Annotated in this window: 16 protein-coding genes and 1 tRNA gene; all 17 read left to right on the top strand. The window is 57.6% G+C overall.

Going from position 1 to position 15557, the window contains the following annotated elements; all coding sequences use genetic code 11:
• Nucleotides 1-13 precede the first annotated feature (13 nt).
• The 17 genes from folP to nuoH all read left to right on the top strand — a co-directional run bounded on the left by folP (nt 14) and on the right by nuoH (nt 15550).
• A complete protein-coding gene (gene folP, locus GRF61_RS02580; RefSeq protein WP_169149162.1) occupies nt 14-835 on the top strand; it encodes a dihydropteroate synthase in 822 nt (273 codons plus the stop codon).
• 25 nt (nt 836-860) lie between these two features.
• Nucleotides 861-2213, top strand: a complete 1353-nt coding sequence (gene glmM, locus GRF61_RS02575) for a phosphoglucosamine mutase (RefSeq protein WP_169149161.1) — start codon at nt 861-863, stop codon at nt 2211-2213.
• A 75-nt stretch (nt 2214-2288) separates the two neighbouring features.
• Complete coding sequence (pstS, locus tag GRF61_RS02570; RefSeq protein ID WP_169149160.1) at nt 2289-3329, top strand: phosphate ABC transporter substrate-binding protein PstS; 1041 nt, start codon at nt 2289-2291, stop codon at nt 3327-3329.
• Between the two features lie 88 nt (nt 3330-3417).
• The gene (pstC, locus tag GRF61_RS02565; protein WP_348982334.1) at nt 3418-4413 is read left to right on the top strand and encodes a phosphate ABC transporter permease PstC; all 996 of its coding nucleotides are present in this window, start codon (nt 3418-3420) and stop codon (nt 4411-4413) included.
• 5 nt (nt 4414-4418) lie between these two features.
• Nucleotides 4419-5261: a phosphate ABC transporter permease PstA gene (gene pstA / locus GRF61_RS02560; protein ID WP_248281074.1), complete on the top strand. Its 843-nt coding sequence runs from the start codon at nt 4419-4421 to the stop codon at nt 5259-5261.
• A gap of 30 nt (nt 5262-5291) precedes the next feature.
• Nucleotides 5292-6056 (top strand): phosphate ABC transporter ATP-binding protein PstB, encoded by a 765-nt coding sequence (gene pstB / locus GRF61_RS02555; protein WP_169149158.1) that lies wholly within the window; start codon nt 5292-5294, stop codon nt 6054-6056.
• A 128-nt stretch (nt 6057-6184) separates the two neighbouring features.
• On the top strand, nt 6185-6943 hold the full coding sequence (gene tpiA / locus GRF61_RS02550) for a triose-phosphate isomerase (RefSeq protein WP_211165692.1): 759 nt from the start codon (nt 6185-6187) through the stop codon (nt 6941-6943).
• 27 nt (nt 6944-6970) lie between these two features.
• Nucleotides 6971-7336 carry a preprotein translocase subunit SecG gene (secG, locus tag GRF61_RS02545; protein ID WP_169149157.1) on the top strand — a complete coding sequence of 122 codons (366 nt, stop codon included), beginning with the start codon at nt 6971-6973 and terminating at the stop codon, nt 7334-7336.
• Nucleotides 7337-7402: 66 nt separating this feature from the next.
• Nucleotides 7403-7487 (top strand) — tRNA-Leu (locus GRF61_RS02540).
• Between the two features lie 101 nt (nt 7488-7588).
• Nucleotides 7589-7963 carry an NADH-quinone oxidoreductase subunit A gene (gene ndhC, locus GRF61_RS02535; protein WP_169149156.1) on the top strand — a complete coding sequence of 125 codons (375 nt, stop codon included), beginning with the start codon at nt 7589-7591 and terminating at the stop codon, nt 7961-7963.
• Nucleotides 7964-7966: 3 nt separating this feature from the next.
• Entirely contained in the window at nt 7967-8443 is a 477-nt protein-coding gene (locus GRF61_RS02530) for an NADH-quinone oxidoreductase subunit B (RefSeq protein ID WP_133587856.1), read from the top strand.
• 15 nt (nt 8444-8458) lie between these two features.
• Nucleotides 8459-9064, top strand: coding sequence for an NADH-quinone oxidoreductase subunit C (locus GRF61_RS02525; RefSeq protein WP_169149155.1), 606 nt, complete (start codon nt 8459-8461; stop codon nt 9062-9064).
• Nucleotides 9057-10310: an NADH-quinone oxidoreductase subunit D gene (locus tag GRF61_RS02520; RefSeq protein ID WP_169149154.1), complete on the top strand. Its 1254-nt coding sequence runs from the start codon at nt 9057-9059 to the stop codon at nt 10308-10310. The genes GRF61_RS02525 and GRF61_RS02520 overlap by 8 nt, the downstream gene beginning before the upstream one ends.
• Before the next feature lie 56 nt (nt 10311-10366).
• Nucleotides 10367-10846, top strand: a complete 480-nt coding sequence (gene nuoE, locus GRF61_RS02515; RefSeq protein ID WP_169149153.1) for an NADH-quinone oxidoreductase subunit NuoE — start codon at nt 10367-10369, stop codon at nt 10844-10846.
• 11 nt (nt 10847-10857) lie between these two features.
• The gene (nuoF, locus tag GRF61_RS02510) at nt 10858-12162 is read left to right on the top strand and encodes an NADH-quinone oxidoreductase subunit NuoF (protein ID WP_169149178.1); all 1305 of its coding nucleotides are present in this window, start codon (nt 10858-10860) and stop codon (nt 12160-12162) included.
• Nucleotides 12156-14501 carry an NADH-quinone oxidoreductase subunit NuoG gene (gene nuoG / locus GRF61_RS02505; protein ID WP_169149152.1) on the top strand — a complete coding sequence of 782 codons (2346 nt, stop codon included), beginning with the start codon at nt 12156-12158 and terminating at the stop codon, nt 14499-14501. Before nuoF ends, nuoG begins: the two co-directional genes overlap by 7 nt.
• The gene (gene nuoH / locus GRF61_RS02500; protein WP_169149151.1) at nt 14501-15550 is read left to right on the top strand and encodes an NADH-quinone oxidoreductase subunit NuoH; all 1050 of its coding nucleotides are present in this window, start codon (nt 14501-14503) and stop codon (nt 15548-15550) included. Before nuoG ends, nuoH begins: the two co-directional genes overlap by 1 nt.
• Nucleotides 15551-15557 lie beyond the last annotated feature (7 nt).

The following is a 15557-nucleotide window of genomic DNA, read 5'->3' as shown; positions in this document are numbered from 1 at the left end:
TTTGGGTAACGAAATGAGCGTATTGCGCTGCGGCCGATTTGATCTTGACCTAAGCCGACCCAGAATCATGGCAATTATCAATCTAACCGCGGACTCCTTTACCGGGGATGGGAGTAATGGCGATCTGGCCAGAGCGTTAAGTCGGGCTGAAGAGGCCTTGGAGCAAGGCGCAGATATTCTCGACCTTGGTGCGGAATCTACCCGTCCCGGTGCTGAGCCCGTGCCACAAGCTCAAGAGATAGACCGCATTGTCCGGGCGGTAGACGCATTGGTTTCTTGGAAGGTACCCATTTCAATCGACACCCTGAAGCCTGGAGTGATGAAGGCCGCGTTGGCGGCTGGTGCGGATATGGTGAATGACGTAAACGGGTTCCGAGCTGATGGAGCCATAGAGGCGGTTCGAGAGAGCAGGGCTGCCCTGTGTGTGATGCATATGGCAGGGGAGCCCCGCACCATGCAGCAGAATCCGCGCTATTCAGACGTTGTTACCGAGGTTGGTTGCTTTCTGTGGGAGCGTGTCCAGACTCTCAAGGCCGCGGGCGTCGAAGCGGAGCGCATTTTGTTGGATCCGGGCTTTGGCTTCGGAAAAAGCGTGGAACACAATTTCTCCATGTTGAAGGAGCTGGGGAGCTTTCGGATTCATGGCCTGCCAGTCTTGGCCGGGCTGTCGCGCAAGTCGATGTTGGGCGCGGTTACCGGAAGGGCGGTCGAAGAACGCCTGCCTGCAAGTATCGCTGCCGCCTTGATCGCGATCCAACGAGGTGCGGCGATTGTGCGGGTGCACGATGTTGCGGCAACCAGAGATGCGATGCTGGTGTGGCAAGCAGTGTCATAATTCGCGCTTTCCGTTGAGGTGAGCGATGGGCAGACGGTATTTCGGCACCGATGGGGTGCGAGGAAAAGTGGGCGACACCCCGATTACCCCCGAGTTCGTGATGAGGTTGGGGTACGCGGCCGGAGTGACGCTCATCGCCAGAGAGAGGCTGCCTGCGGGTGAGAATCCCGCCATTCTCATTGGCAAGGACACCCGGATCTCGGGCTACATGTTGGAGGCGGCTTTGGAGGCGGGGTTCGCCGCTGCCGGGGTGGATGTGATGCTGGCCGGTCCCATCCCCACGCCGGCGGTGGCTTACCTGACTCGTGCGCTGCGGCTCCAGGCCGGGGTGGTGATCTCTGCCTCGCATAATCCGTTTTATGATAACGGGATAAAGTTCTTCTCTGCACTAGGTGCAAAGCTGCCGGATGCGGTAGAGGAGGATATCGAGGCGAGGCTGGAAGAGCCTATGGGTTGCGTCGAGTCGGTCCGTCTAGGGCGCGCTCGCCGGATAGCTGATGCGGCTGGGCGTTATATCGAGTTCTGCAAGAGCACGTTCCCCAATGAGCTTGATCTGCGTGGCTTGAAGATCGCATTGGATTGCGCTCATGGTGCGGCCTATCACATCGCGCCCAACGTCTTCCATGAACTTGGTGCAGAAGTTTTTCCGGTGGGGGTCGAGCCTAACGGACTGAACATCAACGATGGTGTGGGTGCGACCCGGCCCGAGAACCTTCGACAAGCGGTGTTGGCGCAAGGAGCAGATATCGGCATTGCGCTGGATGGAGATGGGGACCGCCTGATCATGGTTGATCGGGGGGGTGAGATCTACGACGGCGACAAACTGCTCTACGTGATTGCCAGTGCGCGGCGGGAAGAAGGGCGCCTGGAGGGAGTGGTCGGTACGCTGATGAGCAATCTCGGCTTCGAGCATGCCGTCAAACGGCTTGGCGTCGGCTTCGCGCGGGCCAAGGTGGGGGACCGTTACGTCCTGGAGACGCTACATGAGCGCGGTTGGAAGCTCGGGGGGGAAAACTCTGGCCACATCATCTGCCTGGACCGGCATACAACTGGTGACGGCATTGTCTCGGCACTTCAGGTACTCGCAGCGCTGCGGCAACGGAACCATACCTTGAGCGGAGCGTGCTCCGACCTAGTGTTCTATCCGCAGAAACTAATCAACATTCGCCTGCCCGCGGGATTCGATTGGCAAGGTGACATGGGAATCAAGACCGCCAAGGAGATAGCGGAAGAAACCTTGGGAGACGAAGGCCGCGTCCTGCTCCGGCCGTCGGGCACCGAACCCCTGCTGCGAGTCATGGTGGAAGGGCGGGACGGCGCGCTGGTAGAGCGTTTGGCCAGAGGGATCGCGGAGGCCGTCGAGGCTGCGGTCGTCTGACAATTTGAAGACATGAAACATGGACGTAACAAACGATTGTTACTTTGGCGACTCTGTCACCAAGTAGAGGTAGTCATGATCCGTTTGTCGAAGAAATTCGCCGTGGTTGCGTCTTCCGCCGTGTTGTTTGCCACGGGCGCCCATGCAGCCGAGCTGACCGGTGCTGGTGCTTCCTTTCCGGCTCCGGTGTATGCCAAGTGGGCCGACGCCTACCAGAAGGCGACCGGCAACAAGGTTAACTACCAATCAATCGGCTCTGGTGGCGGTATCCGCCAGATCAACGCCAAGACGGTGGATTTTGGCGCGTCCGATATGCCGCTCAAGCCGGAAGAGCTTAGCAAGAACGGCCTGCAGCAGTTCCCGACCGTTATTGGCGGGGTGGTGCCGGTGCTGAATGTCCAGGGTATCAAGCCGGGCGAACTCAAGCTGACTGGCCAACTGTTGGCCGACATCTATCTCGGCAAGATCGTGCAGTGGAACGACAAGGCCATTGCTGCGCTGAACCCAGGTCTGGCTCTGCCCGACCAGCCGATCGGAGTCGTCCGTCGTGCGGATGGCTCTGGAACCACTTTCATCTTCACCAACTACCTTTCCAAGGTTTCCTCTGAATGGAAGGAGAAGATCGGGGAAGGCTCTGCGGTCCAGTGGCCGGTTGGGCTGGGGGGCAAGGGGAACGAAGGCGTATCTGCCTTCGTGCAACGTCTTCCGGGGTCGATCGGCTATGTGGAGTACGCTTACGCTAAACAGAACAAGCTGACCTACGCTGTGCTGCAGAATAAGGAAGGCCAGTTTGTCGCTCCTACCGATGATGCGTTCAAGGCTGCTGCGGCGGGTGCGGATTGGAGCAAGTCGGCCTTCTATGAAATCCTCACCGACCAAGCCGGCAAGACCTCTTGGCCCATCACTGGCGCCACCTTCATTCTGATGCACAAGACGCAGGACAAGCCGGGCCAGGCCGTGGAGGTGCTGAAGTTCTTCGACTGGGCGTACGCCAATGGTTCGCAGATGGCCGCGGATTTGGACTACGTGCCGCTGCCTGCCGACACCGTAAAGCTCATCAAGGCCTCATGGGGCGAGATGAAGGATGCTAGCGGCGCTGCTGTGCTGAAGAATTAACAGGCCGCAAAGGTCAGGCGCGATGCAACGCAATGAACGGCCGGAGGCCCCTGAGGCCTTCGGCGAAGTGAAGATCAGCGGGGGAGGGGTGTCTGCTGCCTCACCCGCCCCCACTGGCCAAGATTCCGCTAGCAAGGGAGGAAGTAACGGAATGACAAAGTTGGGCGACCGTCTGTTCTCTGGGGTCGCGCGTTCGTTCGCTGTACTTACCCTTGTTCTGCTGGCCGGGATCATCGTTGCGCTGACGGTCGCGTCCTGGCCCAGTATTGAAGCCTATGGCATCGGTTTTCTTTTTTCGCCGGAGTGGAATCCGCCGATGGAGAAATTCGGTGCCCTGGTGCCGGTGTACGGCACGCTGGTTACTGCGTTGATCGCTCTGGTCATCGCGGTTCCGGTGTCCTTCGGTATCGCGCTTTTTCTGACGGAACTGTCTCCACGTTGGCTGCGGCGCCCGCTCGGTACGGCGATCGAGTTGCTCGCCGCCATTCCCAGCATTGTTTACGGCATGTGGGGTCTGCTGATCTTCGCTCCCATTTTTGCCCAGTACGTGCAGCCGGCGCTGCAGAACACGCTGGGCCATCTGCCGTTGATTGGTCGCCTGTTCGCTGGTCCTCCGCTGGGAATAGGCCTGCTCTGCGCCGGCGTGATCCTCGCCATCATGATCATCCCGTACATTGCGTCCGTGATGCGAGACGTGTTTGAGGTGACGCCGGCAATGCTAAAGGAATCCGCCTACGGGCTGGGCTGCACCACTTGGGAGGTTGTCTGGCGGGTGGTTCTGCCTTACACGAAGACCGGCGTGGTTGGTGGAGTGATGCTCGGCTTGGGGCGTGCCTTGGGCGAAACCATGGCAGTGACCTTCGTAATCGGCAATACAAATTTCTTGAATACGGCTTCCCTGTTTGCCCCCGGGAATAGCATTACCTCTGCGCTGGCGAATGAGTTCGCCGAAGCCGATCCTGGCTTGCATACGGCGGCGTTGATGGAGCTGGGCCTGATCCTGTTCGTGATCACGCTCTTCGTGCTGGTCGTGTCCAAATTGTTGCTGCAGCGCCTCTCAAAGAGCGAAGGCGGACGGAGCTGAGCGCCATGAATCTGTTGATGCGTAGAAAACTGGTCAACCGGCTCGCGTTGACCCTGTCTATGGGCGCCATGCTATTCGGATTGTTCTGGTTGGCATGGATACTCTGGACCGTCTTCGATCTGGGCGTTTCGGGGCTTTCCCTGAATCTCTTCACCCAGATGACGCCGCCTCCGGGGGCGAGCGATGGCGGCTTGCTCAACGCCATTGCAGGTAGCGTGCTGATGGTGACGCTGGCTACTCTGCTCGGAACGCCGATAGGGATCCTCGCCGGGGTCTATCTTGCCGAGTACGGGCGCTTCAACCTGCTGGGCCAGACAACGCGCTTTATCAATGATCTGCTGCTGTCGGCTCCTTCCATCGTCATTGGCTTATTCGTGTACGCCTTGATCGTAGCGAACACGGGCAAGTTCTCTGCGTGGTCCGGGGTAGTCGCTCTGGCACTCATTGTCTTGCCCGTCGTGGTGCGAACGACCGAGAACATGTTGCAACTCGTGCCGAACACCTTGAGAGAGGCTGCTTTCGCACTCGGGGCGCCGAAGCGGGTGGTCATATCCAAGGTTACCCTGCGGGCCGCGAGGGCGGGGGTTGTGACGGGGGTGCTGCTCGCAGTGGCACGTATCGCTGGTGAAACGGCGCCCTTGCTCTTTACTGCGCTGTCAAATCAGTTCTGGACTTTGAGTCTGAATGAGCCGATGGCAAACCTGCCAGTCACAATTTTCAAGTTCGCCATGAGCCCCTTCGTTGAGTGGCAGCAACTGGCCTGGGCCGGGGTCTTCCTCATCACGTTGGGCGTGCTCGCCCTTAACATCATTGCCCGTGTCTTCCTGCGGGCCGAAAAGCTCAACTGACGACCCATGGGTACAGGACTGACGACCGAAATGGATATCGCCGACGCGCAACTCGAGTTCCGGGACTTCAACTTCTACTACGGTAAGTTCCATGCGCTGAAAAACATCAATTTCCGGATGGCGCGCCATACCGTGACCGCCTTCATTGGCCCTTCCGGCTGCGGCAAGTCCACCTTGCTGCGGACCATCAATCGCATGTACGACCTCTACCCGGACCAGCGGGCCGAGGGGGAGTTGTTGTTCGACGGGCGCAACCTCCTCGCGAGCGACATCGATGTGAGCGTACTGCGCGCGAAGATTGGCATGGTCTTCCAAAAACCGACGCCATTCCCCATGTCTATCTACGACAACATTGCGTTCGGTGTACGCCTACATGAAAAACTCTCTGTTGCCGAGATGGATGAGCGCGTGGAGTGGGCTTTACGTAAGGCTGCACTGTGGGATGAGGTCAAGGACAAGCTGAAGCAAAGCGGAATGAGTTTGTCGGGTGGGCAGCAGCAGCGGCTATGCATCGCACGTGGCATTGCGGTCAAGCCAGAGGTGCTCCTTCTGGACGAGCCAACGTCTGCGCTGGACCCGATCTCTACCTCCCGGATCGAGGAGTTGGTGGACGAACTCAAGAAGGAGTTCACCATCGTAATCGTGACCCACAACATGCAACAGGCAGCCCGTATATCGGACTACACGGCCTACATGTACTTGGGCGAGATGGTGGAGTTCGGTGTTACTGACGAGTTGTTCCTCAAGCCGAAGCGGAAAGAGACAGAGGACTACATCACCGGTCGCTTTGGTTGAGGGGAGCCGAGATCGGCGGGCCGCCGATCTCGCTCGACGACGCCCTGTCTGACGCAATGGTGCGTGGGACAGGGCGTTTGCGCCTTCAATCTCATCAACCTATAATTTCGCGATTTGCCAGACGGGCCATGGATGTGAGCAAGAAACTCGTTGTCGGCAACTGGAAGATGAATGGCAGCCTAGCGGGTAACGCTGCGTTCCTCGAGGAGGTCACGAAGAGCGCGGGTTTCGGGTGTGCAATGGCCATCTGCGTGCCCTTCCCGTACTTGGCGCAGGCGTCGCATCTGCTGTCATCGGCTTCTGAAATAGCCTTGGGAGCCCAGAACGTCAGTGAGTTCGACGAAGGAGCTTACACGGGCGAAGTGAGTGCGCGGATGCTTTCTGATCTCGGGTGTAGCTATGTCATCGTTGGTCACTCCGAGCGTCGCACCCTATTCCGGGAAGATGATGGCACGGTGGGCCGCAAAGCAAGGGCGGCGCTGGGGGTGGGATTGCTTCCCATTGTGTGTGTAGGGGAAACATTGGCTCAGCGGAACGACGGGGTGACGCTGGAAGTGGTCACGCGTCAGTTGGATGCTGTGGCCGCCGAGGTGGATGGACTGGCTGTCGATCGGGTTGTGTTGGCGTATGAGCCTGTATGGGCGATCGGGAGTGGTTTGACCGCCACTACGGAGCAGGTGGGAGAGGTGCATGCCTCCATAAGGGTGTGGGCCCAGCGTGTCTTTGGTGGTGGCGTGGCAACGAAGATTCTGTACGGAGGGAGCGTCAAGCCTGGCAACGCTGCCGAGCTTTTCGCGGTACCGAATGTGGACGGTGGGTTGATCGGGGGGGCTTCCTTGGTTGCCCGGGATTTCTTGGCGATATGCCGCGCGGCTGCCGATTACTGAGCGGCAGCTCGTTTTTCAGGGTTTGTGATGAGTAATGTACTTTTTCCGCTGGTGCTGACGGTTCATGTGCTGGTTGGCATTGGGGTGATTGGATTGGTCCTTGTGCAGCACGGTAAGGGTGCTGATATGGGGGCGGCTTTCGGTAGCGGTTCGTCGGGTAGTTTGTTTGGCTCTTCGGGGTCCGCCAACTTCTTGAGCAGGACCACGGCTGTCCTTGCGACGGTATTTTTTATTACTAGCCTTGGCTTGAGCTATCTAGCGAGCAACAAACCTAGTGCACCGGCGAGCGTAATGGAAGGAGCCGTGCAATCTACGCCAGCCTCTCAGCAGCCCAAGGCGGAAGAAGTGCCGCAGCCGGTAGATGATTCCAAGGCCCAGTCGATACCCAGGTAAAAGTGGAAAGAGGCTTTGCGCACCGCGCAAATAGTCGTATAATTATCTAGCTGTAACGAACAGCGAGCCGACGTGGTGAAATTGGTAGACACGCCATCTTGAGGGGGTGGTGGCGAAAGCCGTATGAGTTCGAGTCTCATCGTCGGCACCAGAATACTGAAACGCCCGCGTAAGCGGGCGTTTCTACAGGGACACTGAAAACAATAATGGCGATCTAGATAAATCGCCGGGCTCAAATAGGAGTAAATGGGCATGCTGGAAAATTATTTTCCTGTGTTGGTCTTCATTCTCGTGGGCTTGGGCTTTGGTGTCGCTCCTGTTGTCCTGGGGCGTGTTCTCGCCCCTTATCGCCCTGATGGCGAAAAACTTTCTCCTTATGAGTGCGGATTCGAGGCATTTGAAGATGCCCGGATGAAGTTTGATGTCCGCTACTATCTCATCGCCATTCTCTTTATCCTGTTCGATTTAGAAATCGCCTTTCTTTTTCCGTGGGCGACCGTCTTTCAGGAATTCATTGCCGCCGGCGAACTGGCTTGGTTTGTTTTCGGATCCGTAATGGTTTTTCTGGCCATTCTGGTCATCGGTTATATCGTCGAGTGGAAGAACGGCGCACTCGACTGGGAGTAAGGCATGAGCATTGAAGGCGTCTTTCGCGAAGGGTTTGTCACTACTTCGCTTGATGCGGTCATCAACTGGACTCGTACTGGTTCGTTGTGGCCAATGACTTTCGGGTTGGCCTGTTGTGCGGTTGAGATGATTCACGCGGGCTGTGCCCGTTATGACCTTGACCGTTTTGGTGTCGTTTTCAGGCCGAGCCCCAGGCAGTCCGACCTGATGGTTGTTGCTGGTACGCTCTGCAACAAGATGGCTCCGGCCTTACGCAAGGTCTATGACCAGATGGCAGAGCCCCGATGGGTCATTTCCATGGGCTCCTGTGCAAATGGCGGTGGCTACTACCACTATTCCTATTCTGTCGTGCGTGGTTGCGACCGCATCGTTCCGGTGGATGTTTACGTCCCGGGGTGTCCCCCGACGGCGGAGGCGCTCCTCTATGGAATCATTCAGCTGCAAAACAAAATCAAGCGCACGAATACTATTGCGCGCTGACAGGTAGGCTCGGAAATGAGTGCCAGACTTGAACGGCTCAATGAAAGGCTTCGCGAGGTTTTTGGCGAAGATCTACTTTCGCAAGTGCTCGAATGCGGTGAATTGACGATAGAGGTGTCCGCATCGAACTATCTGCGGCTCGCCTCTGCGCTACGAGACAACCCGGAGTTCAGTTTTGAACAGCTGATTGATTTGTCCGGGATTGATTATTCGGCCTACGGCAATGGTTCTTGGGAGGGGGCTCGTTTTGCTTCCGTAGCCCATCTGCTGTCGATCAAGAATAACTGGCGCTTGAGGCTGCGGGTTTTCGCAGATAGCGACGATTTCCCCGTTCTGGATTCCCTGGTTGACCTGTGGCCCAGTGCGAATTGGTATGAACGTGAATCTTTTGATCTCTATGGAATCATGTATTCCGGGCATCCGGATTTGCGTCGGATTCTGACGGATTACGGTTTTGTTGGTCATCCTTTCCGTAAAGACTTTCCTGTTTCGGGGTACGTCGAGATGCGCTACGACCCGGAATTGGGGCGCGTGGTCTATCAGCCTGTAACGATTGAGCCTCGGGAGAATACGCCGCGTATCGTGCGTGAAGAAAACTACGGGGATGTGGGTCATGGCTGAGATTCGCAACTACACCATTAACTTCGGTCCGCAGCATCCTTCTGCTCATGGCGTATTGCGCCTTGTTCTTGAGTTGGACGGGGAGGTCGTGGAGCGTGCGGATCCCCATATTGGTCTGCTGCATCGAGGAACGGAAAAGCTTGCAGAAACCCGGACTTGGGTACAGTCCGTTCCTTACATGGACAGGTTGGACTATGTGTCCATGATGTGCAACGAGCATGCCTATTGCATGTCCATTGAGCGGCTATTGGGCTTGGAGGTGCCGCTGCGTGCTCAATATATCCGGGTTATGTTTGACGAAATTACCCGGGTCTTGAATCATCTGCTCAATATTGGCACTCACGCGCTGGATATCGGTGCGATGACCATGGTGCTCTATACCTTCCGTGAGCGGGAAGATCTCATGGACGCGTATGAGGCTGTCTCCGGAGCACGCATGCACGCGGCCTACTATCGTCCAGGCGGCGTTTATCGGGACTTGCCCGATCGAATGCCCCAGTATCAGGTCAATAAATTCAAGAATGCAAAGGCGGTCGAGGAGTTGAATGGCAATCGGCAGGGGTCCTTGCTTGATTTCCTGGATGACTTTACGCAGCGCTTCCCGCGTTATTGTGACGAATACGAAACCCTGCTGACAGATAACCGTATCTGGAAGCAGCGCACCGTCGGAATTGGTGTGGTGAGCCCGGAACAGGCACTGGGTTGGGGGTTTTCCGGCCCGATGCTCAGAGGTTCCGGGATTGCCTGGGATCTTCGCAAGAAGCAGCCCTACGAAGTTTATGATCGATTGGATTTCGATATCCCGGTTGGAAAAAACGGGGACTGCTATGACCGTTATCTCTGCCGAATGGAGGAAATGCGCCAGTCGAACCGCATCATTCGTCAATGCATCGATTGGCTCCGGCAGAATCCAGGTCCGGTTATTACCGAAAATCACAAGGTTGCACCTCCTCCCCGTGAGCAGATGAAGGCGAATATGGAGGAGTTGATTCACCACTTCAAGCTCTTTACTGAAGGCATTCATGTCCCCAAGGGCGAGGTCTATGCGGCAGTCGAGCATCCCAAGGGTGAATTTGGTGTCTATGCGGTTTCCGATGGGGCAAACAAGCCATATCGATTGAAGTTGCGGGCCCCCGGTTTCGCACATCTGGCTGCAATGGACGAGATTGCGCGTGGCCACATGATTGCTGATGTCGTCGCGATTATTGGCACCATGGATGTGGTGTTCGGCGAAATCGATAGATAAATCGAGAATAATCCGCAACACGGGAATCGGCAGGCAAACGAGAAGATGAGTACGACATGCTGAGCCAAGAATCGCTGCAACAGATTGACCGAGAGGTCGCCAAATATCCGGCGGATCAGAAGCAGTCCGCGGTCATGGCGGCGCTCCGTATTGCACAGGTCGAGAAGGGATGGCTTCCCCAGGAAGTCATCGCTTTTGTCGCAGATTACCTGCAGATGCCGGCCATTGCTGCTTACGAGGTCGCCAGCTTCTACAACATGTACGATCTTGAGCCTGTCGGCAAACACAAGATCACCGTTTGTACCAATCTCCCCTGTGCCCTCTCCGGCGGCGTACATGCCGCCGACTATGTGAAGCAGAGGCTGGGGATCGGCTTCAACGAAACGACCGCCGATGGGAAGTTCACCTTGAAAGAAGGTGAGTGCATGGGGGCCTGCGGTGATGCTCCTGTGTTGTTGGTCAACAACCATCACATGTGCAGCTGGATGACCAAGGAGAAGATCGACCAGTTGCTGGCCGATTTGGAAAGCAAATGAGTGCGCAAGGAATGATCCTCGCCGGGGTGGACGGCGACCGTGCTTGGCGGCTGCAGGACTACCTCGCCCGGGGTGGTTACGCTGCGCTGAAAAAGATTATCTCCGAGAGGATTCCGCCGGAGACCATCATTGCGGAGCTCAAGACTGCAGTTCTGCGAGGTAGAGGTGGCGCGGGCTTTCCTACTGGGTTGAAGTGGAGTTTCATGCCTCGCTCTTTCCCGGGCGACAAGTATCTGGCGTGCAATTCTGATGAGGGTGAGCCTGGAACTTTCAAGGACAGGGACATCCTTCGCTACAACCCGCATTCAGTGATCGAAGGCATGACCATTGCCGCGTATGCGATGGGTTGTGCCCGTGGATATAACTACATCCACGGTGAAATTTTCGAGATATACCAGCGTTTCGAAGAGGCTCTGGACGAGGCGAGAGCGGCTAATTTACTGGGTACAGATATTCTCGGCAGCGGGTTTTCCTTCGAATTGTTCGCCCATCATGGTTATGGCGCGTATATCTGCGGTGAAGAGACGGCCTTGCTCGAATCCATCGAAGGCAAGAAGGGGCAGCCCCGCTTCAAGCCGCCATTCCCGGCAAGTTATGGTTTGTATGGTAAGCCGACGACCATCAACAATACGGAAACCTTCGCGTCTGTTCCCTTCATCATCAACATGGGCGGCGAAGCCTTCCTAAACCTGGGCAAACCGAATAACGGGGGAATGAAGCTTTTTTCCGTTTCGGGCCACGTCAACCGTCCTGGTAATTATGAGATTCCTCTCGGGACTCCTTTCTCCGAATTGCTAGAGATGGCCGGGGGAATGCGAGGTGGGCGCAAGCTGAAAGCAGTTATCCCAGGCGGGTCGTCCTCGCCGGTTCTGCCCGCCGACGTGATGATGGATTGCACGATGGATTACGACTCGATCTCCAAGGCGGGCTCGATGCTCGGTTCGGGTGCGGTCATCGTGATGGATGAAACCACCTGCATGGTGAAGGCGCTTGAGCGTCTGTCCTATTTCTATTTTGAAGAGTCTTGTGGGCAATGCACCCCGTGCCGCGAGGGTACGGGCTGGCTCTACCGCGTTGTGCACCGCATCGAAAATGGCTTGGGTAGAGCGGATGATCTCGATCTGTTGAATTCCGTTACCGGCAACATCATGGGTCGGACTATCTGCGCCTTGGGTGACGCGGCGTCCATGCCGGTTCAGAGTTTCATCAAGCATTTCGGTGCGGAGTTCCAGTACCACATCGAAAACAAGAAGTGTCTCGTCTCGCCTGAAGTGCAGTACGAAGGCAGCCAAATCTACGTGAGCCCCTCATGCTAGAGATTGAAATCGACGGCCAGCAGATACAGGTACCGGACGGCAGTACGGTCATGGATGCCGCCGCCAAGGTCGGCAGCTATATTCCTCATTTCTGCTACCACAAGAAGCTCTCCATCGCAGCCAACTGTCGCATGTGCTTGGTGCAAGTAGAGAAGGCGCCGAAGCCTTTGCCAGCCTGTGCGACACCGGTCACCAACGGCATGAAGGTGTGGACTCATTCCGAATCTGCGGTCAAGGCGCAGAAGGGGGTGATGGAGTTCCTTCTGATCAACCATCCGTTGGACTGCCCAATCTGCGATCAGGGGGGCGAGTGCCAGTTGCAGGATCTGGCGGTGGGGTATGGTGGAAGCCAGTCGCGCTACCAGGAAGAGAAGCGTGTCGTCCTGAACAAGAATCTCGGGTCCTTGGTGGCGACGGACATGACCCGGTGCATCAATTGCACCCGTTGCGTGCGTTTTACCACCGAGATTGCCGGTGAGATGGAGTTGGGACAGGCATTCCGGGGTGAGCATGCCGAGATCATGCCCTTCGTCGAAAAGACAGTTGATTCCGAACTGTCGGGCAACATTATCGACCTGTGCCCGGTTGGCGCCTTGACCTCCAAGCCTTTCCGTTTTGCCGCCCGTACATGGGAGCTTTCGCGGCGCAAGTCGGTGAGCCCACATGACTCGCTGGGGGCGAACCTGATTGTTCAGACCAAGCATGATGTCGTTAAGCGGGTGCTGCCGCTCGAGAACGAGTCCATCAACGAGTGCTGGCTGTCGGACAAGGACAGGTTCTCCTACGAGGCGCTCAATTGTTCGGAGCGGCTGCTGCGGCCGCAGATCAAGCAGGCAGGGGAATGGCGCGAGGTTGATTGGCAGACAGCACTCGAGTTTGCTGCGAATGGTCTTCGCGGGCTGGCGCAGCAGCACGGCGGTCAGGCGCTTGGTGCTTTGCTGTCTCCCCATTCGACGGTGGAAGAGTTGTATCTCGGCCAGAAGTTGATGCGAGGCCTGGGAGCGGACAACGTGGATTTTCGTCTGCGGCAAGCGGACTTCCGTGCTGACGGCGTGCGGTCCGGGGCCCCGTGGTTGGGTATGCCTATCACTGGGGTCAGCGAACTGGATCGGCTGCTGGTCATTGGGAGTTTTTTCCGCAAGGACGCGCCACTGCTCGCACAGCGGGTTCGTCAGGCTGCGAAGCGCGGCCTTCAGGTCGGCGTGGTCGGCCCGACGGCGGAGGAATGGCTGCTGCCTGTGCGTAGCCGGATGTTGGTCGCTCCGTCGGGCATGATTGCAGCCCTTGGTGAAGTCGTAAGGGCGCTGGCCGAGCAGAAAGGCATGGCTGTTTCGGACGCCGTCATGCCTTTCATGCCTGCTGCCGTTTCGGAAGAGGCTGCAACGCTGGCCAAACTAATTGGCAGCGGCGAGAAAACCGCGCTCTGGCTGGGGAACCTGGCGGTTCAGCATGCTCGAGCGGCGGAGTTGGAAGTCTTGGCTTGCGAGATTGGGCGTTTGTCTGGTGCTTGTGTGGGTGTGATCGGTGAGGCCGCCAACAGCGTTGGTGGCTATCTTGCAGGCGCGACACCAAGCGGGTCTGGGTTGAATGCCAGGGCGATGCTTGAGTCGCCGCGCAAGGGTTATATGCTGTTCGGAGCTGAGCCGGATCTTGATTTTGCTGATGCGCCCCGTACTCAGGCTGCTCTGCAATCTGCCGAGCTCGTGGTCAGCCTATCCGCATTCGATAGTCCGGCCTTACGCGAGTTTGCCGATGTACTGTTACCGGTCGCGCCGTTTTCGGAAACGTCTGGCACTTTCGTGAACTGTGAGGGCCGCGCGCAGAGTTTCAATGCCGTTGCCAGACCTTTGGGCGAGTGCCGCCCGGGCTGGAAAGTGCTGCGTGTTCTCGGCACCTTGCTGGGCCTGGATGATTTTGCATATGAGGATTCCGAGACGGTCTGCAAGGCGGCGCTTGCGGGCGACTATGCGCGCAAGCTGGCTACCGGGGCAGTATTTAAGGTTGCAACAGCGGCGGCTGTGGTTGGTAACGAAGCAGGGCTGGAGCGGGTCGCTGACGTGCCGATCTATTTTGCTGATCCGGTGGTGCGTCGGGCTGCTCCGCTTCAGAAAACGAAGGATGCGGCAGTTCCGGTCGCTCGCCTGAGTCCGGCCACGCTTGCGCAGTTGGGCGTCTCTGCCGGCGAGCGAGTGCGGGTGGGGCAGGGGAGTGAGGCTGTAGAACTGCTTGCAGCTGCGGACGAGACTCTGGCTGCCGGCTGCGTACGGATCGCGGCGGCGCATCGGACTACGGCTGCGCTCGGGGCGCTTGGCGGCCGACTCAGCGTGGAGCGTGCTTGATGGAAGCGATGCTGCAACCGGTGGCAAATTTGTTCGGGCCCGCATGGCCTCTGGTTTGGACCTTGGTGAAGATCATCGCGATCATCGCTCCACTGATGGTTTGCGTGGCTTATCTGACGCTTGCCGAGCGCAAGGTGATCGGTTACATGCAGGTGCGCATCGGCCCCAACCGGGTTGGCCCGATGGGGTTGCTGCAGCCCGTTGCTGATGGCGTGAAGCTCCTGCTGAAGGAGATCGTGATTCCTTCGGGCGCGAGCAAGGGACTTTTCATCGTTGGCCCCATCCTTGCGTTGGCTCCTTCCTTGGTGGCTTGGGCGGTAGTCCCTTTCGATGATGGTCTGGTCCTCGCCGACGTCAATGCAGGCCTGCTTTTTCTGCTCGCGGTGACATCGCTGGAGGTTTATGGGGTGGTTGTCGCCGGCTGGGCTTCCAACTCCAAATACCCCTTCCTGGGCTCGATGCGTGCTGCTGCCCAGATGGTGTCCTACGAAGTGTCGATGGGGTTTGCGCTGATCTGCGTGCTGCTGATCTCGGCCAGCTTGAATCTGTCGGATATCGTGGTTTCGCAGAGCACCGGCCGTTTTGCCAACATGGGGCTGGGTTTCCTGTCCTGGAACTGGCTGCCGCTGCTGCCGATGTTCGTCGTCTATCTGATTTCGGGAATCGCGGAGACCAACCGTGCGCCCTTCGACGTGGTAGAAGGCGAGGCTGAAGTCGTGGCCGGGCATATGGTCGAATACTCTGGCATGACGTTCGCGCTATTCTTCCTCGCCGAATACGCGAACATGATCTTGGTCTCCATCCTGACCTCGGTCCTGTTCCTGGGTGGCTGGCTGTCGCCGTTCGGTTTCCTGCCGGATGGTTTCCATTGGCTGGCGTTGAAGACCGCGGCCATCCTTTTCATCTTCCTGTGGGTACGTGCGACGTTCCCTCGCTTTCGCTACGACCACATCATGCGGTTGGGCTGGAAGGTGTTCATTCCGGTCACGCTGGTGTGGGTGGTCGTTGTCGCGGTGTGGATGATGTCTCCGCTCTCGATCTGGTCTTGAGGTAAGG

It is taken from the genome of Azoarcus sp. TTM-91 (assembly GCF_012911025.1).
GTDB lineage: Bacteria > Pseudomonadota > Gammaproteobacteria > Burkholderiales > Rhodocyclaceae > Azoarcus.
This window is presented reverse-complemented; position numbering and strand designations above follow the sequence as displayed.